Raw genomic sequence first — 23,056 nt, 5'->3', positions numbered from 1 at the left:
GTCGGCGCGCTGTCGCTCCGCTGGGCCGATCAGGGCTTATGGAACCACGGGGGCAGGACCACGCAACCGGAGCTGGTGTTGTTCCACTCGTCGGTCTCCCCGCTCTGGTGGCAGCCGACGCGATGGTCGGTCCGGGAGGTCGCGCTCGCCACGCCGATCGAGGCCGTGAGCGCTGCGGCGAGGCTCAGGCCGAGGGCCGCGAGGCGAAGTGTGCGCTGAGTGGCCCGGTTCCGTCGATCCATGGGAAGGATCCCTCCGTCTCTGTGTGTTGCTTGAGAATGGATCCTGGCATGGGGCCGTAAACGTGGCGTCAACGCCGTGCTGGGACCGGGTCGTACACGGTGTCCAGCGCCTCCGCGATGGCTGCCGACCGCACGGTGTCGTCGCACTCCACGCGGGCGGGACGCGGGCGGGGCCGATCGTTGACGGGTCCCGTTGACAGGCCGTTCACAGGGTGTAGACCGGCCCTCTGGCAGTCTGTGCCTTGCCAGCAGACCCCGCCCCGGCCACCGCCGAAGGGCCGGTCCGCGGCGGATCGTTGCGCGAGGCGTTCGGACATACCTGAGAGGGTGCTCATGGAGTCGGTGGTCCTGGATTCAGGGGGATGCTGTTGCCACGACCAGCATCTGACGGAGCGTGAAGTCGACCTCATCTGCCTGCTGGCGGCGGGCTGGAGTACCCAGGCCATCTCGCTCACCCTGCAGTTGAGCCCGCACACGGTCACGCACCACCTGGGCAGCATGCTGAAACGGTGCGACGTGCGGAACCGGACCGAGTTGGTGGCCCGCGCCTACGCCGGGGGCATCCTGGTCCCGCGCAGCTGGCCCCCCAGGAGGTCGGGCCGGTTCTGCCTGGAGGCGCGGGCCGCGGAGCGCGAACGGGTCTCCGTCGACTGAGTGACGCGGCAGCGGGCACGTGTCCCGCCCGTCCCGCCGTCGCAGTAACTGCCGTGCGGGGAACCCCTGCGCGGGGTATCGCCGCCGGGCGTATCTACGCGCGGTGCACGACATCGGGGACCGGCCCTGCCGGACCCACGGAAGCATGCAGTCAAACCGTAGACAAACCGAGGAGTCCCCATGCCGTTCGACGCTCTGACCGCGCTCCGGGACGCGGGCCATCCCGTCGATTTCATCTCCGAGGCCCAGCGCGACGTCTTCGCCGCCCTCACCGAGGACGAGGTCCGGGTGATCAACGGACTGAAGGCCCGCCTTGACGCCGTCAACGAGGTCGAGGCCGAGGTCGAGGCCCAGGAACTCAAGATGTTCTAGCGCTGCCCGGGTCCGTCGGCCCATGTCCGCCAGCAGGCCCGGAGGTGCACTCCGGGCCTGACAATCCGTCACCAAGGGGGTCCGATGCCGGAAGCCGCTGAGCCCGGTGCCCGATGCCGCTCCTGCGCGGCCCCGGTGATCGAGGGCAACCGGTTCTGCCCGATGTGCGGGACCGCGCTGACCGTCGTCGACAGCGCGGACCGCGAGTCGCGCCGGATCGTGGTCATCCTGTTCATCGACCTCGTCGGGTCGACCGCCCTGGCCGAGTCGCTCGACCCGGAGCCGCTCCGGGTGGTGATGGACCGTTACTACGCGGTCTGCGCCGGGGCGATCGCCGAGCACGGCGGGGTCGTCGAGAAGTTCATCGGCGACGCGGTGATGGCGGCCTTCGGGGTGCCGACCGCCCATGAGGACGACGCCCTGCGCGCGGTGCGGGCCGCGGAGGCGGCCCGGCTCGGGGTCCGCGACCTCGGTGCTGAGGTCGCCCGTACCCACGGCATCGAGCTGGACGTCCACACCGGGATCAGCTCGGGCGAGGTCGTGGTCACCGCCGCGTCGAACGGGGACCTGAGGGTGGTGGGCGACGCCGTGAACACCGCCGCCCGCCTGCAGTCCGCCGCGGTCGCCGGTGAGACCCTGCTCGGCGCCGAGGTCGCCTTCATGGTGCGCGCCCACACCCGACTGGAGCAGCTGCCCCCATTGCCGCTGAAGGGCAAGGCGGACCCGGTCCCGGTGTGGCGCCTGCTGGCGATCGAGGCGGCACCGCTGAGCCGGGGCGCCGACGCCGTCCCGATGATCGGACGGGACGACGAACTGGGCCAGCTGCGGCACGGCTTCGCACGCGCGGTCCGGGGCAGCCAGTGCCGGCTGGCGACGGTGCTCGGCGAACCGGGGCTGGGCAAGTCCCGGCTGGTGCGCGAGTTCCTGGCCGCGGTGGGGGACGAGGCGACCGTGATGGTGGGCCACTGCCGTTCCTACGGCCACGGCGTCACCTACCGGCCGATCGCCGAGATGATCCAGTCGCTGCCCGGCGGCTGGGACCAGGTGGTGGCGGTGCTGGAGCCGGAGCCCGAAGGGGCGCGGGCGCTGCGCAGCCTGGCCACGGTGGCCGGTGACGCCGCCGGGCCGGCGGTGGTGGTCGGCGTCGAGGAGATCTCCTGGGCGACCCGCTACCTCTTCGAGGTGCTCGGCAACGGGCGCCCGATCATCGCCGTCTGGGAGAACCTGCAGTGGGCCGAGCCGACGCTGCTCGACCTGATCGACGACCTGGTCAGCTGGCTCCCCGGGGTGCCGGCCCTGATGGTCTGCGTCGCCCGCCCCGAGCTGCTGGAGACCAGGCCGACCTGGGGTGGCGGCAAGGCGGGCGTGTCGGTGCTGGAGCTGGAGCGGCTCACCCCGGCCCAGACCGGTGAACTCGTCGGCGCACTGGTGCTGGCGGGCGACGGAGTCGGCGCGGTCGGAGCGTGGGGCCCGGCGCCCGAGGTGCTCGCCCAGAGCGTGGACACCGCCGAGGTCTGCCGCGCCGTGGTCGACGGCTGCGAGGGCAACCCGCTCTTCGCCGAACTGATGCTGGACGTCATCAGCGAGAACGGCCCCGACGCCCTGGTCTCGCCGACGATCCAGGCGGTGCTGAGCGCCCGGCTGGACGGGTTGCCCGCCGTCGAACGCCGGCTGCTGGAGTGGGCCGCCACCATCGGCTGGGAGTTCACCCGCGGTGAACTGGGCGTGCTGGCCTCGGTCGACGGCAAGACGCCGGACCTCGACGAGCTGCTGCTCCGGGTGGTCCGCCGCCGGCTGGTCCAACGGGGCCGCGGTCCGGGCGGCTTCCGCTTCACCCAGGTGCTGGTGCGCGACACCGCCTACGCCCGCACCGCCAAGGCCCAGCGCGAACGCTGGCACTCCGGCCTGGTCGCCTGGCTCCAGGACGGGACCGCGGCCATCGGAGCAACGGCGGCGGACGGGCGTGCGGACGGGCGCGCGGACAGCCGAGTGGACGGGCGGACGGACAGCCGGCTCGGCTACCACGCCGAGATGGCCTGCCTGCTGCGCCGCGAAGTCAGTCCGGGCGACCCGACCCTGCCGGAACTCGCGGCGCGGGCCTCCCGCCTGCTGGTCGACGAGGGCACGGTCGCGCTGCGCCGCAAGGACCTCCCCGCGGCCGCGGCGCTGCTGGAGCGCGGCCGTGACCTGCTTCCGGTGGCCGCGGCCGAGCACCCCCTGCTCGCCCTGCGACTGGCGGACTGCCGACTGGGCCTGGGCGAGCCGCAGCAGGCGATGGCGGCGCTGGAGGTGGGCGAGCGCGCCGCCGCCATGGCGGACCGGCGGGTCTTCGCCCTCCAGCGGCAGTTGCTCTCGCTGCGGTTCGGGGCGGTCTCCGCGGAGCAGGTGTCGGCGGAGGCCGAGGACCTGGCCGCGACGCTCGCGGACCAGGGCGCCGACGACCTGAGCTGGTACGTGCTGCACCAGCTCCAGGCGTTCTGCCACCTGGGCGACGCCCGCCTGGGGGCGGCCGAGGAGGCCCTGCGCGCGGCCCTGGTCCGGGCCCGGTCGCTCGGCGACGAGTACGCGGAGAACCGGATCCTCACCGGCCTGTGCGAGCTCACCCAGTGGTCGCCGACGCCCGTCGTCGAGGGCTTGTCGCTCTGCGCGGAACTGCTCGAACGGTTTGCCGCGGACCGCTCGCTGATGCTGCCGGTGCTGGCGACCAAGGGACGGCTGCTGGCTCTGGCGGGTGACCTCGACGGGGCCCGGGCGGTGCTGGCGACCGCCCGCAACCACGCCGACGAACTGCACCTGAACCTGGGCGCGGTCACGGTGTCACAGGTCCAGGGCCTGGTGGAGTCGCTGGCGGGTTCGCACCGGCTCGCCCAGGAGCACTTCCGGCGCAGCGGCGAGGAGTTGAGGGCGGCGGGGCATCTGGGCCCGGCCAAGACCCTGGTGGCGTACCAGGCCCGGGAGACGTTCCGGTCGGGGCGGACGGCTCGCGCCGCCGACCTGCTCACCACGCTGTCGGCGGGACCGGGAGGACTCGACATGAGAACCGAGATGATCACTACGGCGCTGAGGGCCGGCCTCGCCGCGGCCGACGGGAGGTCCGACGACGTACTCGCGCAGGCCCGCCTGGTCTGGGACATGAGCGAGCGGACGGACGACCTCTGTCTGCGTGGTGACACCCTCGCCGAACTCGCCGAGGCACTGCGCGCCGTCGGCCGCGAGGACGAGGCGGTGGAGGCGGTCCGCTCGGCGGCGCGGTGCTACACGGCGAAGGGAGCCCTGCTCCCCGCCGGCCGCGCGCTGGCCTGGCTCGCCGCCGCTCCCGGCACCGCGCGGGACCAGTCGTGAAAGGGCCGAGCATGACGGGGCCGGGTATTGCGGGTCCGGGCATCACGGGTCCGGGCCTCGGGACGGCACCTCCGTGGCGCCGTCCGCCACGGGACCACTTCCCCGGAGTGCCGGCCTGGGGCGCCCCCACGACCAGGTCGGCGCCCGAGCCGTTCGCGGTCACCCCGCTGGTCGACGTCACCCCGCAGTGGGCCTGGGGCGGTGCGGACGGGTCGGGAGTGCGGGTGTGCGTGGTCGACAGCGGGGTCGAGGGCGGCCACCCCCTGGTCGGCCCCCTCGACCGGGTGGTGGCGGTGACCACCGGCGCGGACGGGGAACCGGTCGTCGAGGACTGCGAGGCCACTGACACCGCCGGTCACGGCACCGCCTGTGCGAGCGTGATCCGCTCGGTGGCCCCGCTGGCCTCGCTCTCCTCGGTGCGCGTGCTCACCCAGGGGAAGACCGGCAGTGGCGCGGCCCTGCTCGCCGGTCTGGGCTGGGCCATCGACGAGGGCTTCGACGTCATCAACCTGAGCCTGTCGACGGTCAGGCCGGAGCTCAGCCTCGCCCTGTACGAACTCGCGGACCGCGCCTACTTCCGGCGCTGCCTGCTGGTGGTCTCGGCCCACAACATGCCGGTGCGCAGCTTCCCCTGGCCGTTCGCGTCGGTGGTCTCGGTGGCGAGCCACGACGAGCCGGACCCGATGCTGCACTACTACAACCCGTCGCCACCGGTGGAGTTCTACGCCCGTGGAGTGGGTGTGCGGGTGGCCTGGCCCGGCGGCGGCGCGATGCGCAGCACCGGCAACAGCTTCGCGGCCCCGCACATCGCGGGCATCTGCGCGCTGATCCTCAGCAAGCACCGCTCGTTGACGCCCTTCCAGCTGAAGTCGGTCCTGTACCTGACCGCGAGCAACGTCGCCGGCGGGACCGACGAACCCGACGAGACCGACGAGACCAACGAGCCCAGCGAGAACGGAGACACTCATGCCCTTGCGTGACTACCCTCTCCCCGACTCCGCCACCGGTGGCGTCACGGAGCTGACCGAGCGCCAGCTCCTGCAGTCCGTTGTCGAGGTGGCCCGCTACGTCTTCGGTGCGGCGGCCTCGTCGGTGTTCCTGGTGGACGGCGAGACCGGCGACCTGATCTTCGAGGCGGTGGCGGGGGAGGGGGCCGGGCAGTTGCCCGGCACCAGGTTCCCCGCCGGGACCGGCATCGTCGGCTGGGTCGCCACCTGCGGCCAGCCGATGCTCGCCGACGACCTCGCGGACGTCAGGGAGTTCGCCCGCTCGGCGGCCGAGTCGACCGGATACGTGCCGCAGAGCATCATGGCGGCCCCGCTGATCCGCCGGGGCGAGTGCATCGGTGTGCTGGAGGTGCTCGACCGGGGCAACCGCACCAGCGGTGAACTGGCCGACGTCGACCTGCTGGCGCTGCTGGCGGCGCAGGCCTCGATCGGCCTGGACCTGCTGGTGCGGCTGCGCGGGATGGCGCGGCCCGGGCGGGCCGGCTGGGAGGACCCGCTGGGCGGCGCCGCCGCGATGCTGATCCAGCGGATCGAGGAGCACCTGCACACGGCGGACGGCCCCACCACCGAGGTCGCGCTGAAGTTCCTGAACGCCACCGACGACCTGCTGGCCCCCCGTCCGCGCCGTGGCTAGCGGGTGAACCGGCCGACGCCACCGGGCGGGGGACGACCGCTGCTGGGGCAGATCACCGATTCCCGCTTCGTGCTGGATCTGAACGGACCTGATCCGAACGGGAGGTGCGCGCCCCGGCCGGCGCCGAGATCCGCCGGCGGTACGCGATCGGATCCCGTCGAATGCGTGGTACTGGTCGGCCGGGAAAGCGACGCCGAGTTCCTGGCGGTGTCGCGCATTCTGCGCAGGATTGGAATCACCGTCCTCGGGATCGATCCCGACGGAGATTCCGGATGCGCGCTCGGATTCGACGTGTCCACGGGATTGATTACCGTCGGGGATCTCCGGATGCGGCCGACCGTGGTCTGGGCGCGGCACGGTCTGTCGATGGATTCGACGACGGGCAGCGCATGTGACGGTTCACCATTCGGCGCGAGTGCGCTCGACAGGTTCGCCCGGGTTTCCCGGGCGGAATTCATCGACCAGCTCGCCAGGACGGCGACGGTGTGCGTTCCGCGCCGGCGTCCCGGTCTGCTGGAACAGCTGCGGGACGCGGCGCGCCTCGGCATCGCCACGCCGCGGACGCTGGTGGGTGTCGACGCCGCGGCCGCCGCGGCCGCGCTCACCGGGCCGCGGATCGTGGTCAAGGCCCTGGGCAGCCACTTCGTCGAGTCCGGTCCCGGCCTGCTGACCGGCGTCTTCGCCGAGGTGCTGGACCGGGCCGAACTGCTGGACCGGTCCGAACCGGCGGGCCCGCCGATGGTCTTCCAGGAGTACGTCGAGCACCAGCGTGAGCTGCGGGTCTACTACGTCCACGGCGAGCTGCACGCCTACGCGGTGGCCAAGTCGTCCCCGGCCGAGCCGTGGCTGAGTCCGGCCGCGGTACGGGTGCGTGCCGTGCGGCCGCCGGACGCCGTGCTGCGGGCGGCCCGGACCCTTGCGGAGGCCTGGGAGCTGCACTACTGCGCCTTCGACTTCCTGCTCCGCGCCGGTGAGCCCGCCGGTGAGCCGGTGTTCCTGGAGGCGAATCTCAACGGCGACTGGCGCTGGTTCGAGACCGCCGCCGGGGATCCGCGGGTCACCCACGCCGCGGTGCGGATGCTGCGCGCCCTGCACCGCCGGGAGTCGGCCGGGGACGGTGCCGGCATTGATCTGCTGTCCTTCCTCTGCGGGTGATCCAGGCCTTTCGGCAGGCGGGATTCCGCACGCTGGGAGGCGGATATTTGCACCTGTACAGTCCGGCCGCCTTTATGACATCGTGTGCCGCAGATCAGCAATTCAGCAACCCCGGCACGGGGGCTGTCATTGCCAGGGTGGAGGGCACCATGAAAAAGCCACGCCTCAAAGCACATGTGGTGGCAGAGGTAGTCGGGGATTCGAAGGTATTTCTGCTGGCGGAGGGCCAGCATCTGATGTTGAGCGGCGAGGCTCCGGTGAAAGTCCTCCCCTTTCTTGACGGGACACGGACAACCGCGGAAATCTGCGGGGAACTGGCCGGCGAAATCCCGCTCCAGCAGACTCTCTCGGTGATCCGGAAGTTCCAGGCCCTCGGCCAGCTGGCGGACGGCGCCGCGGACGGCGACCGCTCGGCGGTCGCCCACTGGGACGGCGTCGGGGTCGATCCCGCGCTCGCGGCCACCCGGCTCGCGTCCACCACGGTCACGCTCGTCGGCGTCGGGGACGCGGCGGTCGAACCGGTGCGGGCCGCACTGGAGCAGGGCGGACTGCGAGTGGTCACCGCCGACCTGGACGCGTTGAGCGCCGGAGCGGTGGACGGTCCGGTGGTGGTGCTGGTCGAGGACTACCTGATGCCGCAGCTGGAGAAGCTCAACGACGTCCTGCTCGGTGGCGGCCGGCCCTGGCTGCTCGCCAAGCCCGGCGGCCAGGTGCTCTGGCTCGGACCGTACTTCCAGCCCGGCACGACCGGCTGCTGGGCCTGCCTGGCGGAGCGGGTGGAGGGCAACCGGCAGGTCGAGCGCTATCTCATCAACAAGCACGCGGACCGCACCCCGTTCCTGACCTCGATGGCGGCCGCCCCGGGCGGCACCGCGCTGTTCACCGGGCTGCTGGTCAACGAGCTGGCCAAGGTGCTGACGGGTGCTCAGGCCAGCACCCGGGGCAAGCTGGTGACCATCGACCAGCGCACCCTGCGGCTGGAGGAACACGAACTGGTGCGGCAGCCGCAGTGCGCGGCGTGCGGGAACCCCGCGCTGGTCTCCGAGCGCGATCCGCGCATCGAGCTCACCCGGGACACCGCCCGGATCAGCCTCGACGGCGGATACCGCGTGGTGACCCCGGAGGCGACGCTGGAGCGGCTCTCCAAGCACATCGACCCGATCCTCGGGGCGGTCACCGAGCTCACCAGCTTCGCCGACATCGACAACGGCGTCACCTACAGCTACCGGGCCGGCCACAACTTCGCGATGGGCGGCGACAACCTCGACCTGCTGCGCCGGAACCTGCGCGGGCAGAGCGGCGGCAAGGGCCGCAGCGACGTGCAGGCGCGTACCAGCGCGGTGTGCGAGGCGATCGAGCGCTACTGCGGCATCTGGACGCCGGCCCGGCCGGTCGTCCGCGCCGCCTACGCCGACCTCGGACCCGACCTCGCCGTCGGCATGGACCTGCTGGGCCAGTACTCGGAGCGCCAGTACGCCGAGCGCGAGCAGTACAACGACTCACCGGCCGGGCGGCTCAACGGAGTTCCCCGCCCGCTCGGCGACGACGAGCGGATCGACTGGACCACGGCCTGGTCGCTGACGGCCCAGCGCGAGCGCAAGATCCCGGCGGCCTTCAGCTGGTTCGGGCACCCGGACCTGTACTCCGGCTTCTGCATGGCCGACGCCAACGGCTGCGCCAGCGGGAACACCCTGGAGGAGGCCGTCCTGCAGGGGTTCAGCGAGCTGGTCGAGCGCGACAGCGTCGCCCTGTGGTGGTACAACCGGCTGCGGATGCCGGAGTTCGACATCGACTCGCTGCAGGAGCCGTACGTCGACATGCTCCGGGACTTCTACGCCGGCATGGGCCGCACCTTCTGGCTGCTGGACCTGACCTCGGACCTCGGCATCCCGGCCTTCGCGGGGGTGTCGCAGCGCGTCGACCACCCGGTCCAGGACCTGCTGCTGGGCTTCGGCGCGCATCCCGACGCGCGGGTCGCGGCGCTGCGTGCGCTGACCGAGGTCAACCAGTTCCTCCCGGCGGTGGAGCGCCGTGACGCGGCGGGCAACACCGCGTACTGGGAGGACGACCCCTACACCCTGTCCTGGTGGGCGGAGACCTCGGTCGAGAACCAGCCCTGGCTCACCCCGGACCGCACCCGGCGGGCCACCACCCTGGCCGACTACCCGCAGCCCGGTGGCAGGGGCATCGCCGACGTGGTCGAGCAGTGCAACCGGCGGGTCGCCGAAGCCGGGATGGAGATGATCGTCCTGGACCAGTCCCGCCCCGACATCGAGCTCTCGGTCGCGCGGGTGGTCGTGCCCGGGATGCGGCACTTCTGGCGACGCCTGGCCCCGGGCCGGCTCTACGACGTACCGGTGCGGATGGGCCTGCTGGCGGAGCCGACCCCCGAGGAGCGGCTCAACCCGTGGAGCGTCTTCTTCTGATCCGCATCGTCTGATCCGCGCCGAGCGCGGCGGCCGGCACCCGTGCGGCCAGGCGTCCCGGAGCCCGGGGACGCGCCCTTCCTTCGGCGCAGGCCGAGCTGTCCAGGCTTAGGAGTCCTGATGAACTCGTCACACGGCGGTGAACCGGTTCCCACGGTTCGGCTGCGCAGGGATGCGGAGCTGCTCGTGCCGCCCGACGCCCCCGGCGACCTCCGCGTCGCCTTTCCGCTGGGGGAGGTGCCGTTCCGTCAGGCATCGCGTGCCGTCAGGGCCGCGCTGACCCGGCTGGCCGCCGGCGACGTGCCGGAGAACGACCTGGCGGCGCAGGTCATCGCCGAGGCGGGGGCGACCAGCCTGCTGCAACTGCAGGGCCTGCTACGCCAGTTGACGGCGACCGGACTGCTGGAACACGTGGTCGTGGTCGACGGACTGCCGGTCGCCCGGCTGGTCCCGGTCGGCCGTGGCACCCCGGGCCGCCCGCCGAAGCTGGACGACGACGCCCTGGTGAAGCTCTCCCGGTACGCGATCGTGCGTGCGGAGGGTGGTGTCCTGGTCGCCCAGGCTCCCCGCAGTCACCTCCAGGTGGAGCTGGCGCCACCGGCGGCCGAGGTCGTCACGGCCCTGGCCGACTGGACCACGCCCAAGCAGCTCCTCGCGGATCTGCGCGGCCTGGGGGAGACCGCGGTCGCCCAGGTGCTCGGGCTGTGCGCGCAGGCCGAACTGCTGGTGACCGGCGGCCCGGAGGAGGACCCGGAGGACGGCGGCCTGGCGCGGGCCCAGTGGGCGGTGACCGACCTGTGGGAGCACGCCCGCAGCCGCGGCACCCGGCTGTCGGCCGGCTTCGGCGGCAGCTACCGCTTCCGCGACCGGTTCGCGCCGCTGCCGCCGGTGCCCGCCCCGGTGTCCGCGACCAGGGTGGAGCTCCCGGTCCCGGACCTGGCCGCGATCGCCGCGAACGAGCCCTCGCTCACCCAGGTCCTGGAGCAGCGGCGTTCGGTCCGCGAACACGACGACGCGGCCCCGATCACGCTGGCGCAGCTCGGCGAACTGCTCTTCCGTACCAGCCGGGTCCGGCAGATCGTGGCCAGCCCGGACGGTCAGGAGGTGGTCGACAAGCCGACGCCCGGCGGGGGTGCCCTGCACGAGCTGGAGATCTACCCGATGGTGAGCAACTGCGCCGGGCTCGCGCCGGGCCTGTGGCACTACCGGAGCGGTGACCACGAGCTGGAACTGGTATCCGAACCCACCCCGGCGACCACCACCCTGGTCGCCACCGCCCGTGCCACCTGCCTCATGGAGGCCGATCCGCAGGTGGTGCTGATCGTCGCCGCCCGGTTCGGCAGAACCATGTGGAAGTACGAGTCGATGGCCTACAGCCTGACGCTCAAGCACGTCGGCGTGCTGTACCAGACCCTCTACCTGGTGGGCAGCGCCATGGGCCTGGGCGTCTGCGGCCTCGGCGGCGGCGACGCCGGAGACTTCGCGCGGGCCAGCGGCCTGGACTACTACGACACCGGCAGCGTCGGCGAACTGGTCCTGGGCAGCCGGCCGCCGCACCTGACGGACCACGCCATGACCTTCACGACGACGAGGCCACAGCCATGAAGTTCCGCTTCAAAGCCCTGCAGCGGCAGCGCGAACCCGACGAACTCGACACCCCGACCCGGCTGGCCGCACCGCGCGCCTGGGCGGCGCTGCTGGTGACCTTCGCGGTCGTCGCGGGCGCGGGCGCCTGGTCGGTGGTCGGACGGCTGCCGCAGAACCTGAGCGCGTCCGGTGTCCTGGTCCACCCGCTCGGCGTCTCCGCCCTCCAGAGCGAGTACGCCGGGCTGGTCAGCAGGGTGCTGGTGGCCCCCGGTGACTCGGTCACGACCGGGCAGGACGTCGCCGACATCACCGACCCGACCGGCGCGGTCCGCACCGTCCGGAGCCCCTTCTCCGGGCTGGTCGCCGGTGCGCCCGTGGCGACCGGCCAGGCCGTCCGGCCCGGTTCCACCGTCCTGACGGTGGAACGGACCGACGGCCCCGACGACCGCCTGGTGGCGATGCTGTTCCTGCCCTCCTCGCAGGCCCTGGCCGTCACCCCGGGCGAACCGGTCGACCTCTCGGTGTCGACACTGCCCTCGCAGGCGTACGGCCTGCTCCGGGGCCAGGTGACCACGGTCGGCCGGTACCCGCTCTCGGCGGCCGACGCGTCGGCACTGCTCGGCGGGAACGCGGCGCTCGCGGGCCTGAGCGGCACCGGGTCCTACACCGAGGTCCTCGTGGACCTGCTGCGGAACCCGTCCACCGCCTCCGGCTACGCGTGGTCGACCAGCGCGGGCGCGCCCATGCCGCTGGGGTCGCTGGTGCAGGTGACCGGATCCATCAACCTCGGCTCGCAGCGGCCGATCAGTCTTGTGCTGGGGAGCTGACGCCGATGGCCACCGTGACCGAACCACCGCCGTCCGCGGCCGAGCCCCCCGCAGCCGACCCGCCGCCGGCCGACGGGCTGGCCGACCTGAGGCGGGAGGGGTTCCGGCTCCGCCGCCGCCGGACGCCGACCGTGATCCAGATGGAGGCGGTGGAGTGCGGGGCGGCGGCGCTCGCCATCGTGCTCGGGTTCTTCGGCCGCTTCGTACCGCTGGAGGAGCTCCGGGTGGCCTGCGGGGTCACCCGCGACGGCTCCCGCGCCGGGAACATCGTGGCGGCCGCCCGGTCCTACGGGCTGATCGCCAAGGGCTTCCAGATGGAGGCCGAGGAACTGCGGTCCGTCCGCAAGCCGGTGATCATCTACTGGGCGTTCCAGCACTTCATGGTCGTGGAGAGCATCCAGCGCCGGTTCGGGAGGACGGTCGTCCACGTCAACGACCCGGCCACCGGACCCCGCACCATCGACTGGGAGATCTTCGACTCCGGCTTCACCGGCGTGGTCCTGTCCTTCGAACCCGGGCCGGAGTTCACGCCCGGCGGCCGGCCCACCAAGGTCGTCGAGGCGCTGCTCAACCGTCGCCAGCCCACCGGCGGCGCGCTGCTGCTGGTGCTGCTGGCGAGCCTGCTGCTGGTCGTCCCCGGGCTGATCGCCCCGGCGTTCAGCAGGGTGTTCATCGACAACATCCTGGTCGGCGGAGAGCAGACCTACCTCTGTCCGCTGCTCGGCGTGATGGTGGCCGCCATGGCGGCCACCATGCTGCTCACCTGGATCCAGCAGCGCCATCTGCTGCGTATCGAGATGAAGCTGGCGGTGACCAGCACCGCGCGGTTCTTCCGGCACCTGCTGCGGCTGCCGCTGTCCTTCTTCGTCCAGCGCCAGCCGGCCGAGGTGGCGGCCCGGGTGTCGGCGAACGACATGGTGGCCGAGATCCTCTCCCGGGACGTCGCCACCACGCTGGTCAGCCTGGTGCTGGTGGTGTTCTACGCGGTCCTGCTGATCCACTACGACGTGCTGCTCGCCGCCATCGGCATCGTGATGGCGCTGCTGAACATCCTGGTGCTGCGCTGGGTCGCCCGCGCCAGGACGGACGCGGTGGAGCGGCTGCGCGCCGACCGGGGCAAGCTCGCCGCCGCCAGCTTCAACACGCTCAAACTGATCGAGACCATCAAGGCGAGCGGCGCCGAGCCGGACGCCTTCGCCCGCTGGTCCGGCTTCCTGGCCAAGATGGTGACGGTGAAACAGCGGCTGGGCGTCTCCACCGCGGTGATCACCACCGTCCCGCCGATGCTGGCCACGGCGAACGTCGGCCTGATCCTGTTCATCGGCGGGCTGCGGGCCATCGACGGCGCGATCAGCATCGGCCTGCTGGTGGCCTTCCAGACCCTGCTGAGCGGGCTGAGCCTGCCGGTGGCCCAGCTCACCAACCTCGGCGAACGACTCCAGGACGTCACCGCCGACGTCAACCGGCTCTACGACGTCGAGCGCTACCCGGTGGCGCCGTGTTTCGTCGACCCGCCGGAGCTGGGGAGTTCCCGGCTCGACGGGCGGCTCGACTTCGAGGGGGTCGGCTTCTCGTACGGGCCGCTGGACGAGCCCGCGATCAGGAACCTGTCCTTCTCGCTGGCCCCCGGCCGCCGGACCGCCGTCGTCGGCGGGTCCGGCAGCGGGAAGTCCACCGTCGGAAGGCTGGCCGCGGGACTGCACGAGCCCACCACCGGCGCGGTGCTGCTGGACGGCAACCCCCGGCAGTCGGTCTCCCGGGCGGTGCTCGCCACCTCGGTGTCCTTCGTGGACCAGGACGCCTTCCTGTTCGAGGGCACGGTGCGGGAGAACGTCACGCTCTGGGACGACACGGTCCCGGAGGAGGACGTCATCGCGGCACTCAGGGACGCGCTGATCTACGACGTCGTGGCGGCCCGACCCGGCGGCGTCAACAGCCGGATCGACGAGGGCGGCCGCAACCTGAGCGGCGGACAGCGCCAGCGGCTGGAGCTGGCCCGCGCCCTGGTCACCAAACCGACGCTGCTGATCCTGGACGAGGCGACCAGCGCCCTGGACCCGGAGACCGAGCGCCTCATCGCCGACAACCTGCGCAGGCGCGGCTGCGCCTGCCTGATCATCGCGCATCGCCTGTCCACCGTCCGGGACGCCGACGAGATCATCGTCATGCGGGCCGGCGAGGTGGTCGAGCGGGGAAGGCACCACACATTGATCGCCGGCAACGGCCCCTACGCCGCCCTGATCGCGGCGGCGGACGACGCCCCTCCCGCCGAAACCCCTTCCGCTGACGACGTGCCCGCCGACGGGGGTGGGGCATGACCACCGTCGCTCCGGGAGTGTCCGGGTTCTCCCGCTTCTTCACCGACGCCGCGGTCCCGGTCGACCTCGACGACGACCCGCTGCTGGTGCTCAACGACCCCGACCGGGTCACCCTGGTGGACTGCGGGGCCGTCGACCTCTTCGCGGTCCGGATGACCGGCGGCGGGCCGCACGGCCGCTGGAATTTCCTCTGCCGCGCCGAACAGGGGACGGTGCTGCTCGGCGTGCCGCCGGGACCCGAGCACAGCATCGTCGGCCGTCCGGTGCTCGACACCCGGCTGTCCTCGCTGTCCGTCGAGACGCTCAAGGAACTGTCCACGGGCGCGACTCCCGCCGCGGCGGGAGGCCGGGTCCGGGAACTCGCGCCGTCCGAGCACGGCCTGGCGGTACGTCAGTTCGTGCGCGGGCTCGACCGGGGTGTGGACGCACTCGCGGGACCCCTGCGGGAGGCGCTCCCGCCGAGGGACTTCACCCCGTTCGAGCCCGGTACGGAGACCGTGGTCGAGGCGTCCAAGGCCGCCCGGTCGGTCGACGGGGTGCAGTGGGTGACCATCGTCGAGGGCACGGTACGCGTCGGCGAGGGGCTGCTGTCGGGTCCGCTGGGCCCCGGCGACGAACTGTGCATGACCGAACGCGACTGGCTCACCGCCGAGTCGGAGGTCCGGCTGCACTCCCGGTCGAGCCACGACCTGCTGGCCGACGGCCGGCTCTGGGACCACCTGCACGGCTACGCCGAGCGGATGCTGCACAGCGTCGACCGCCGCATCGAACGCAGGAACGAGGTCGAGCGCCTCGCGCTCGCCTCCCGTGCGGCCAACGACGCCGAGGCGATCGGCAGCGCCACCCGCGGCTTCGCCGCCGTACTGGGCGGCAGCCCCGCCCACGGCGCACCGGTCGACGTGGCCGCCGACACCCCGGAGCTGGCCGCCATGCGCCTGGTCGCCGCCCGAATGGGCTTCGACCTGCGGGTTCCCCCCACGCTGGGACCGCCGGGCCGACGGACCGACAAGCTCCAGCGCATCGCTCAGGCCGCCGGTGTCCGCACGCGCGATCTGCGCCTGGAGAAGGGATGGTGGCAGCAGGACCTCGGCCCCATGGTCGGGTTCCGGCGCGCTGACGGCCGCCCGGTGGCACTCCTCCCCAAGGGCCGTCGCTACGTCATGGTCGCCCACGACGAGGAGCAGCCCACGCCGGTGACCAAGGACACCGTCGGTCGGCTGACCGACCGTGGTGTGGTTCTCTACACCCCGCTCCCCGCAGGCAGACTGACGGTCAGGGACCTGCTGCGGTTCAGCCAGCGGCGCAACGGCCGGGACATCCGGACCCTGATCGCCACCGGCGCCCTGGTCGCGGTGCTCGGCCTGCTCACCCCGATCCTCACCGGCCGGGTCCTGGGCACCTTCGTCCCCGACGCCCAGCGGCAGCTCGTCGCCGAGGGCGGACTCCTGATCATCGGGGCCGCCGTGGTCAGCGCGGTGCTGTCGGTCGTCCAGAACATCGCCGTGCTGCGGATCGAGGGCAGAGCCACCTCGACGCTGCAGTCCGCCGTGTGGACCAGACTGCTCTCGCTGCCCGCGTCGTTCTTCGCCGACTACACCACCGGCGAACTCGCCGGCGCCGCGCTCGGGGTGAGCACCGCCCAGGAGGCGCTGTCCGCCGTCACCACCACTGCCACGCTGGGGGTGCTGACGGGGCTGGCCAACCTCGTGCTGGTGTACTTCTACAGCGTCCAGCTCGCCCTGGTGGCCACGCTGCTGGTCGCGATCGGCGGCAGTGTCTGCCTGGTCGCGGGAGTCCGCGAGGTGCGGTGGCAGCGCCAGGTGTACGACGTCGAGCGAAAGCTGTCCTCGCGGGTCTTCCAGCTGCTCGGCGGCCTGTCGAAGCTGCGCGTCGCGGCGGCCGAGGACCGCGCCTTCGCCGTGTGGTCCCGCGAGTTCGTCCGGGGCAGGGCGCTGGCAAGCTCGGCCCGGCGGGTGCAGATCCTGGTCTCCACCTTCAACGCGGGATTCCCGCTGCTGTGTTCGGTCATCCTCTTCGCCTTGATCGGCGGACCCGCGCACGGCGGGCTCTCGGTGGCCGTGTTCCTCTCCTTCTACTCGGCGTTCTACCTGCTGCTCTCCTCGACGCTGCAGTTCACCGGCGTCGCGATCACCACGATGAGCGTCATCCCGATGTTCGAGCGGCTGTCCCCGATCCTGGAGGCGGAGCCGGAGGTCACCGGCACCAAGGCGGACCCGGGAGACCTGGCCGGCGGCATCAGCTTCAACCACGTCTCCTTCCGCTACACCGAGGACGGGCCGCTGATCCTCGACGACGTGTCGTTCGAGGCGAAGCCCGGTGAGTTCGTCGCCGTCGTCGGCTCGACCGGCTGCGGCAAGTCCACCATGCTGCGGCTGCTCCTCGGCTTCGAGGCGCCTGGCAGCGGGTCCGTGCTGTACGACGGGCAGGACCTGTCCGAACTGGAGGTGACCTCGGTCCGGCGGCAGTGCGGCGTGGTACTCCAGAACGGGGCACTGCTCGCCGGCGACATCAAGACGAACATCATCGGCAGCACCAACTACACCCTGGCCGAAGCCTGGGAGGCGGCCCGGATGGCGGGTGTCGCCGAGGACATCGCGGCGATGCCGATGGGGATGCAGACCATCCTGTCCGAGGGCGTCAGCACCCTGTCCGGCGGACAGCGGCAGCGGCTGATGATCGCCAGAGCGCTGGTGTCGCGGCCCCGCATCCTCTTCTTCGACGAGGCGACCAGCGCCCTGGACAACCCGACCCAGAAGATCGTCGCGGAGAGCACCCGACGGCTGAACGCCACCCGCGTCGTCATCGCCCACCGGCTCTCCACCGTGCGCGACGCGGACCAGATCATCGTGCTGGACCAGGGCAGGATCGTGCAGCGCGGCAGCTACGAGGAACTCAGCGCGCAGGAGGGCCTGTTCGCGACGCTGGCCGCGCGCCAGCGCTAGCGCCGCCAGCGCTGGCGGTCGGTCGTCGCACCGAACAGGCGGGGAAAGACGGCGCCGGCGCCGGACAGGAGCACGGATCCTGTCCGACGCCGGCGCCGAGGTGATGCGCGGGCCGCTGGAGCTAGGCCCCCGACCGCAGGTGAGTGTCAATCAGCTCGGCTGCCTCGTCGGGACGTTCGAGCAGGCAGAGATGCCCGGCGGCCGCCATCCCGGCGACCCGGCAGTCCGGCAGCACCGCGCTCAGCCGTTCGGCGTTGGCCACGAAGCCGGGCATCTCCTGGTCGCCGACTGCCACCAGGGTCGCCGCCCGGATCCGGGACAGGTCGGCGTCGGTGTGCACTGTCTGCGACATGGTGCGCAGGGCGCCGTTGCCGAGTTCGGTCCAGCGATGTGCGTCCACCACCGAGCGGATGGCGGCCCGCAGTTCGGGATGGGCCTCGGTACCGCGGAAGATGTCCGGCGGCGAGGTCATCCACAGCCGGGTGAGGTGCTCGCCGGCCCCGGCCAGGCGGTAGAGCGCGGCCAGCTGGTTGTAGCGGCGGGCGGTCCCCGCCTCGGTCGCGGCTCCCGCGATGGTCGGGGCACCGAGGACCAGGCGGTGGACCAGGTCGGGCTCGTCGAAGGCCAGTTGCAGGGCCAGGCTGCTGCCGAACGACAGCGCGACGACCCGGTGGGCCTCGTGGCTGCGGGCGACGTCCGCGATCAGGGCGGCGGTGTCGGCCAGCGACGCCCGTGGGTCCCAGGGCTGTGACCCGCCGTGACTGGGGAGGTCGACCCCGATGTGGCGCCAGCCCGGCAGCCGCTCCCACAGCGGCCGCCAGAGCGAGGAGTCCATGGTGTACCCGTGCAGCCAGAGCACCCCGGCACCGGAACCCGAGACGTGGGTGGCCAGTGGCCCGGCCGACGCGTTCACTGCAGCCCCCCGGTGGAGCCCGCGAAGGTGCTGCGGAACGCCTGGAAGGCGAGGACCGCGACGTCGCCCGCGTCGTAGCGGGCCGGCGCCGACGGATCGAGGTGCTCCCAGACCACCTGGTCCTGCTCGAAGGCGAGTTCGCCACCCCGGATGAAGCCGTGCAGGGTGCTCTCCGGCTCGTCCGGCGCGAGCGCGTAGGCGACCCTGGCCGTGCAGCCGGCCGGTGTCGGCACCGCCCCGGTGATCACCAGATGCGAGCGTTCGGCCGGCCCGAGCTCGCTCACCACGAGGTGCGGGCTGTAGGCGCGGGCACAGAACCGGCTCCGGACCGGCTCCGCGTCCCCGCCGATGGCGGGTGCTCCGGTCTCGAAGAGGGCTTCGACCGCCAGTTCGCCGTGCTCGCCGGGACGCAGCCCGAGATCGACCACCCGCGGCACCTTGTGGACCGCGGAGAAGTGCCCGATGTCGAAGGCGTTCTCGATGACGTACGAGGGTGCCACCGCCACCTCACGGACCAGGCCGGCGACGAGGCGTCGCCCGTCCAGCGCGGCCAGCACCGAGGCGAAGCCGCGGTCGTCGTCGCCGATCCGCACGAAGACCGCGTCACCGACCCGGTGGACGTGGTGTTCGGCGACCGACCAGCGCCGCGAGGTGTCGCCCAGGGCCACGGCCTTGCCGTGGAACGGGCAGATCACAGCGTCGCCGGACACGGCGCCGCCGTGGGCGAGGTTGGCGCCGCGGTGTGGGCAGATCGCGTCGAAGACGCGGATGTCCGCGCCCCGCCGGACCGCCAGCAGGGCGTGCCCGCCGATGCTCAGCGGGGTGACCTCCGCCGTGAGTTCGTCGGCGAAGGCGATCAGGTACCAACCGCTGACAGCGTGCGCCGGAACGGCGCACGCTGCGAGTGGTGCGGACTGCACAGTGGTCATTGGTTCGACTGCTCCTCTGCCCCGGTCGCTGACGGGGCATCAGTGGTGAAGTGCCCATCCGTACGACGCGACGCCGATGTCCCGGACCCGAGTTCGGGTTCCGGGACATGTCGCGGGGGAGAGCGATCGAACTCCCCTGGCGGGAGCCCGCGGTATGCTCGACCGGCTTCGGGAGGGCAGAGCAGAAGGCTGCCCTCCCGAAACCTCTTCCGCTGTTCCGAACGGCGGCTGGCCTCAGAACTTGATGGTCATGGTGCAGCACGGGCAGCAGCAGCAGCCACCACCGGCGACGGACATCAGGTCGCTGTCGCTCAGCGCCTCGCCGTCGATCTGCGGCTCGTCCGGGACGTGGAGCTTGTAGATGCCGGTCTTCAGGCCCTCCTCCCAGAAGCCGATCTGCTCCTCCAGGGCCGCCTCCTGCTCGCTCGGGGTGTCGTGGGCGACCGAGTAGGTGAGGATGTTGATCTGTGCATCGGCCTGCACCTCAAGGCCCACCTCGGCCAGGGCCGCACGCGGCTCGCTCTTCAGGCGGGCGGCGAAGTCCTCGTCGGACCACGCGCTGACCAGCAGCTTGGTGTAGGCGTTCAGGAAATCAGCGCGATCCTGGCTGTTCATTCGTCTCATCCCCTTTTTGATTCCGCGAATCCCCGGCGGGATTCCGATGGCCTGAGTGTTCCACAGGAATAGGCGGCCCGGCCAGGGTCGAAAACTGCGCGCCGGTGCCCCGGCGGCGGCCGGGGCGATGCGAATTCACGCCGCTACGCTGCGTGCCCGAAGGGGTGCCGTAGGGTGGCCGGGCGATGCCGGGGGTGATGAATGCGCTGGTCAGCGCCATCGGCTCGATTGCCATCAGCTGGTGGTCATAGGGAGTTCCGCCTGTCTCGCGGCGCTTTTCTGTAATCCCCTCCATGGATTTTCGGGGACTTCTGGGCGGTGCTGCCGGGGTGCGGGCCGGGGCAGGCGGAATTCGGCCTGAATAAAGAGAGGAACATGCCTCGGCCGCACGTCCCGGCTATCCGCTCAGTGGTACGCCGTCGGTCCAGCCGGGTTCGGGTGTGTCCGGCCGGTCCACGTCCGCCGATGCGGAGGCGTGCGCGATCGGAGCTGTGGGGCGGCGTCGGATGCTTGACTGAAAATTCAGTCAATGCCACAGTGGCCGCGACGCGACGACCTCAGGAGGACCGGTGCAGCTGACTCCCACCGAGCGAGACCGATTGCTGCTGTTCACGGCGGCGGAACTGGCGCGTTCGCGGCGGTCGCGCGGACTGCGGCTGAACGTGCCGGAGGCCACCGCGCTGATCGCCGACACGGCCTGCGAGTCGGCCCGCGACGGTGCCAGGCTGGCGGACGCGATCGAGGCGGCCCGCAGCGTGCTCGGCCCTCACGACGTGCTGCCGGGTGTGGTGGACGTGGTCACCGAGATCCAGGTGGAGGCGGTGTTCGAGGACGGGACCAGGCTCATCGTGGTCGACGACCCGTTCCGCGCGCACGGCACCGACGATGGCCACGACGATGGCCAGGACGCCCCTGGTGCGGTGCTGCCGGGCACGGATCGGGTGCATGTCCCCCAGCCCGTACGCACCCTGACGGTTCGCAACACCGCGAGCGTGCCGATCACGGTGACCTCGCACTTCCACTTCTTCGAGGCCAATCCCCGGCTCGCCTTCGACCGTTCCGCCGGCTACGGGATGCGGCTGGCCGTACCGGCCGGCTCCACGGTGCGCTTCGATCCCGGCGCGGTGGTCGAGGTGGGTCTCATTCCCGTCGGCGGCGCCCGGATCGCCATCGGCTTCGCCGGGTTGGTGGACGGTCCGCTGGACGCGCCGGGGGCGCGCGAAGCGGCCATGGCCAGAGCCCGGGCCACGGGCTACCTCACCGAGTACCGGAACGACGCATCCCAGGAGGCGGGACAGTGACCGCAAGCATCTTCGAGGCCCGGGGCTGCCACGGCCGTCCCGGCATACCCGCCACCGACGCCATCACCGCGCAGGAGTACATCGCGGTGCACGGGCCGCGTGCCGGGGATCGGGTGCGGTTGGGGGATTCGGGTCTGATCGTGCGGGTGGAGTCGGATTCGCAGGTGCCGGGTGAGGAGTTCCTGGCGGGGTTCGGCAAGACGGCGCGGGACGGGCTGCATCTGAAGGCGGCCGCGGTCCGGGACACCTGTGACGTGGTGATCAGCAATGTGCTGGTGATCGACGCGGTGCAGGGGATCCGCAAGACCAGTATCGGGATCCGGGAGGGCCGGATCTGCTCGATCGGCCGGGCCGGGAACCCGGACACCCTGGACGGGGTGCAGGTGGTGGTCGGCACCGGGACCACCATCGTCTCCGGTGAGGGGCTGATCGCCACCGCCGGGGCCGTCGACACCCACGTCCACCTGCTCTCGCCGCGGATCATGGAGGCGTCGCTGGCCTCCGGGGTGACCACCGTCATCGGCCAGGAGTTCGGCCCGGTCTGGGGGGTGGGGGTCAACTCGCCCTGGGCGCTGCGGCACGCGTTCAACGCCTTCGACGCCTGGCCGGTGAACATCGGCTTCCTGGCCCGCGGCTCCTCCTCGGACCCGGCGCCGCTGGTGGAGGCGCTGGCCGAGGGCGGCGCGTCCGGCTTCAAGGTGCACGAGGACATGGGCGCGCACACCCGCGCCCTGGACACCGCCCTGCGGGTCGCCGAGGACCACGACGTCCAGGTCGCCCTGCACACCGACGGCCTCAACGAATGCCTCTCCGTCGAGGACACCCTGTCCGTCCTGGCCGGCCGCACCATCCACGCCTTCCACATCGAAGGCTGCGGCGGCGGCCACGTCCCCAACGTCCTGAAGATGGCCGGCGTCCCCAACGTCATCGGCTCCTCCACCAACCCCACCCTCCCCTTCGGCCGCGACGCCCTGGGCGAGCACTTCGGGATGATCGTCACCTCGCACGATCTCAAGATCGACCTGCCCGGCGACGCCGCCATGGCCCGGGACCGGATCCGGGCCGGGACCATGGGAGCCGAGGACATCCTGCACGACCTGGGCGTCATCGGGATCACCTCCTCCGACGCCCAGGGCATGGGCCGGGCCGGCGAAACCGTACGCCGCACCTTCGCCATGGCCGGGAAGATGAAGGCGGACCTCGGCCCGCTGGCGGGCGACGGGGACGGCGACGACAACGAGCGCGTCTGCCGCTACATCGCCAAGCTCACCATCAACCCCGCCATCGCCCACGGCCTGGCCCATGAAGTCGGCTCCATCGAGGTCGGCAAGCTCGCCGACATCGTGCTGTGGCGGCCCCCGTTCTTCGGCGCCAAACCGCAGATGGTGCTGAAGGCAGGCTTCCCCGCCTACGGGGTGACCGGCGACCCCAACGCCGCCACCGACAGCTGCCAGCCGCTGGTGCTCGGTCCCCTCTTCGGCGGGCACGGCCCGACCGCGGCCGACCTGTCCGTGGCCTTCGTCAGCCGCGCCGCCGCCGAGTCGGGCTCCTTCGGCAGGCCCTACGACGCGATGGCCACGCGCAGGCGCCGCGTCGCGGTGCGCGGCACCCGGGGCATCGGCCCGCGCGACATGCTCCGCAACGGCCGGCTCGGCCAGGTCGACGTGGACCCCCGCACCGGCCTGGTCTCGCTGGACGGCGACCCGCTGCGCTCCGAACCCGCCGACTCGGTCCCGCTCAGCCGCCTCTACTTCCTGTAGCGAACTTCAGG

Annotated in this window: 18 protein-coding genes; 13 read left to right on the top strand and 5 right to left on the bottom strand. The window is 72.1% G+C overall.

Going from position 1 to position 23,056, the window contains the following annotated elements:
• Positions 1-29: 29 nt before the first annotated feature.
• A complete protein-coding gene (locus ABH925_RS25020; protein WP_370151129.1) occupies positions 30-242 on the bottom strand; it encodes a hypothetical protein in 213 nt (70 codons plus the stop codon).
• A gap of 333 nt (positions 243-575) precedes the next feature.
• Here ABH925_RS25020 and ABH925_RS25015 point away from each other — a divergent pair, with 333 nt between their 5' ends.
• The 11 genes from ABH925_RS25015 (at position 576) to ABH925_RS24965 (ending at position 17,527) form a co-directional block, all read left to right on the top strand.
• Positions 576-896, top strand: a complete 321-nt coding sequence (locus tag ABH925_RS25015; protein ID WP_370151128.1) for a helix-turn-helix transcriptional regulator — start codon at positions 576-578, stop codon at positions 894-896.
• A 180-nt stretch (positions 897-1,076) separates the two neighbouring features.
• On the top strand, positions 1,077-1,268 hold the full coding sequence (locus ABH925_RS25010) for an aroma-sacti cluster domain-containing protein (RefSeq protein WP_370151127.1): 192 nt from the start codon (positions 1,077-1,079) through the stop codon (positions 1,266-1,268).
• Between the two features lie 84 nt (positions 1,269-1,352).
• A complete protein-coding gene (locus tag ABH925_RS25005; RefSeq protein WP_370151125.1) occupies positions 1,353-4,610 on the top strand; it encodes an AAA family ATPase in 3,258 nt (1,085 codons plus the stop codon).
• Positions 4,611-4,621: 11 nt separating this feature from the next.
• Positions 4,622-5,590, top strand: coding sequence for a S8 family serine peptidase (locus tag ABH925_RS25000; RefSeq protein ID WP_370151123.1), 969 nt, complete (start codon positions 4,622-4,624; stop codon positions 5,588-5,590).
• Positions 5,583-6,251, top strand: a complete 669-nt coding sequence (locus ABH925_RS24995) for a GAF domain-containing protein (protein ID WP_370151122.1) — start codon at positions 5,583-5,585, stop codon at positions 6,249-6,251. The genes ABH925_RS25000 and ABH925_RS24995 overlap by 8 nt, the downstream gene beginning before the upstream one ends.
• Positions 6,252-6,617: 366 nt before the next feature.
• Positions 6,618-7,406 (top strand): RimK family alpha-L-glutamate ligase, encoded by a 789-nt coding sequence (locus ABH925_RS24990; RefSeq protein ID WP_370151121.1) that lies wholly within the window; start codon positions 6,618-6,620, stop codon positions 7,404-7,406.
• Positions 7,407-7,480: 74 nt separating this feature from the next.
• Entirely contained in the window at positions 7,481-9,832 is a 2,352-nt protein-coding gene (locus ABH925_RS24985; protein ID WP_370151120.1) for a TOMM precursor leader peptide-binding protein, read from the top strand.
• A 120-nt stretch (positions 9,833-9,952) separates the two neighbouring features.
• The gene (locus ABH925_RS24980) at positions 9,953-11,437 is read left to right on the top strand and encodes a SagB family peptide dehydrogenase (RefSeq protein WP_370151119.1); all 1,485 of its coding nucleotides are present in this window, start codon (positions 9,953-9,955) and stop codon (positions 11,435-11,437) included.
• Complete coding sequence (locus ABH925_RS24975) at positions 11,434-12,246, top strand: HlyD family efflux transporter periplasmic adaptor subunit (protein WP_370151118.1); 813 nt, start codon at positions 11,434-11,436, stop codon at positions 12,244-12,246. The genes ABH925_RS24980 and ABH925_RS24975 overlap by 4 nt, the downstream gene beginning before the upstream one ends.
• Positions 12,247-12,251: 5 nt before the next feature.
• Positions 12,252-14,564 carry an NHLP family bacteriocin export ABC transporter peptidase/permease/ATPase subunit gene (locus tag ABH925_RS24970; protein WP_370151117.1) on the top strand — a complete coding sequence of 771 codons (2,313 nt, stop codon included), beginning with the start codon at positions 12,252-12,254 and terminating at the stop codon, positions 14,562-14,564.
• Positions 14,561-17,527 (top strand): NHLP bacteriocin export ABC transporter permease/ATPase subunit, encoded by a 2,967-nt coding sequence (locus ABH925_RS24965; RefSeq protein WP_370151116.1) that lies wholly within the window; start codon positions 14,561-14,563, stop codon positions 17,525-17,527. Before ABH925_RS24970 ends, ABH925_RS24965 begins: the two co-directional genes overlap by 4 nt.
• 121 nt (positions 17,528-17,648) lie before the next feature.
• Here ABH925_RS24965 and ABH925_RS24960 read toward each other — a convergent pair whose 3' ends face one another.
• The 4 genes from ABH925_RS24960 to ABH925_RS24945 form a co-directional block, all read right to left on the bottom strand.
• On the bottom strand, positions 17,649-18,440 hold the full coding sequence (locus ABH925_RS24960) for an alpha/beta fold hydrolase (RefSeq protein ID WP_370151115.1): 792 nt from the start codon (positions 18,438-18,440) through the stop codon (positions 17,649-17,651).
• On the bottom strand, positions 18,437-19,369 hold the full coding sequence (locus ABH925_RS24955) for a Rieske 2Fe-2S domain-containing protein (protein ID WP_370151114.1): 933 nt from the start codon (positions 19,367-19,369) through the stop codon (positions 18,437-18,439). The genes ABH925_RS24960 and ABH925_RS24955 overlap by 4 nt, the downstream gene beginning before the upstream one ends.
• Positions 19,370-19,603: 234 nt before the next feature.
• Complete coding sequence (locus tag ABH925_RS24950; RefSeq protein WP_370151113.1) at positions 19,604-19,984, bottom strand: hypothetical protein; 381 nt, start codon at positions 19,982-19,984, stop codon at positions 19,604-19,606.
• Positions 19,962-20,279, bottom strand: a complete 318-nt coding sequence (locus tag ABH925_RS24945) for a hypothetical protein (protein ID WP_370151112.1) — start codon at positions 20,277-20,279, stop codon at positions 19,962-19,964. Before ABH925_RS24945 ends, ABH925_RS24950 begins: the two co-directional genes overlap by 23 nt.
• A 274-nt stretch (positions 20,280-20,553) precedes the next feature.
• On the opposite strand from ABH925_RS24945, the gene ureA reads away from it, so the two are divergent.
• Positions 20,554-21,285, top strand: coding sequence for an urease subunit gamma (gene ureA, locus ABH925_RS24940; RefSeq protein WP_370151111.1), 732 nt, complete (start codon positions 20,554-20,556; stop codon positions 21,283-21,285).
• Between the two features lie 44 nt (positions 21,286-21,329).
• Positions 21,330-23,045 carry an urease subunit alpha gene (locus tag ABH925_RS24935; RefSeq protein ID WP_370151159.1) on the top strand — a complete coding sequence of 572 codons (1,716 nt, stop codon included), beginning with the start codon at positions 21,330-21,332 and terminating at the stop codon, positions 23,043-23,045.
• Positions 23,046-23,056 lie beyond the last annotated feature (11 nt).

Source organism: Streptacidiphilus sp. EB129 (genome assembly GCF_041262645.1).
Taxonomy (GTDB): Bacteria; Actinomycetota; Actinomycetes; order Streptomycetales; family Streptomycetaceae; genus Streptacidiphilus.
Note: the sequence above shows the minus strand (reverse complement) of the source record. Positions and strands in the feature narration are given on the sequence as shown.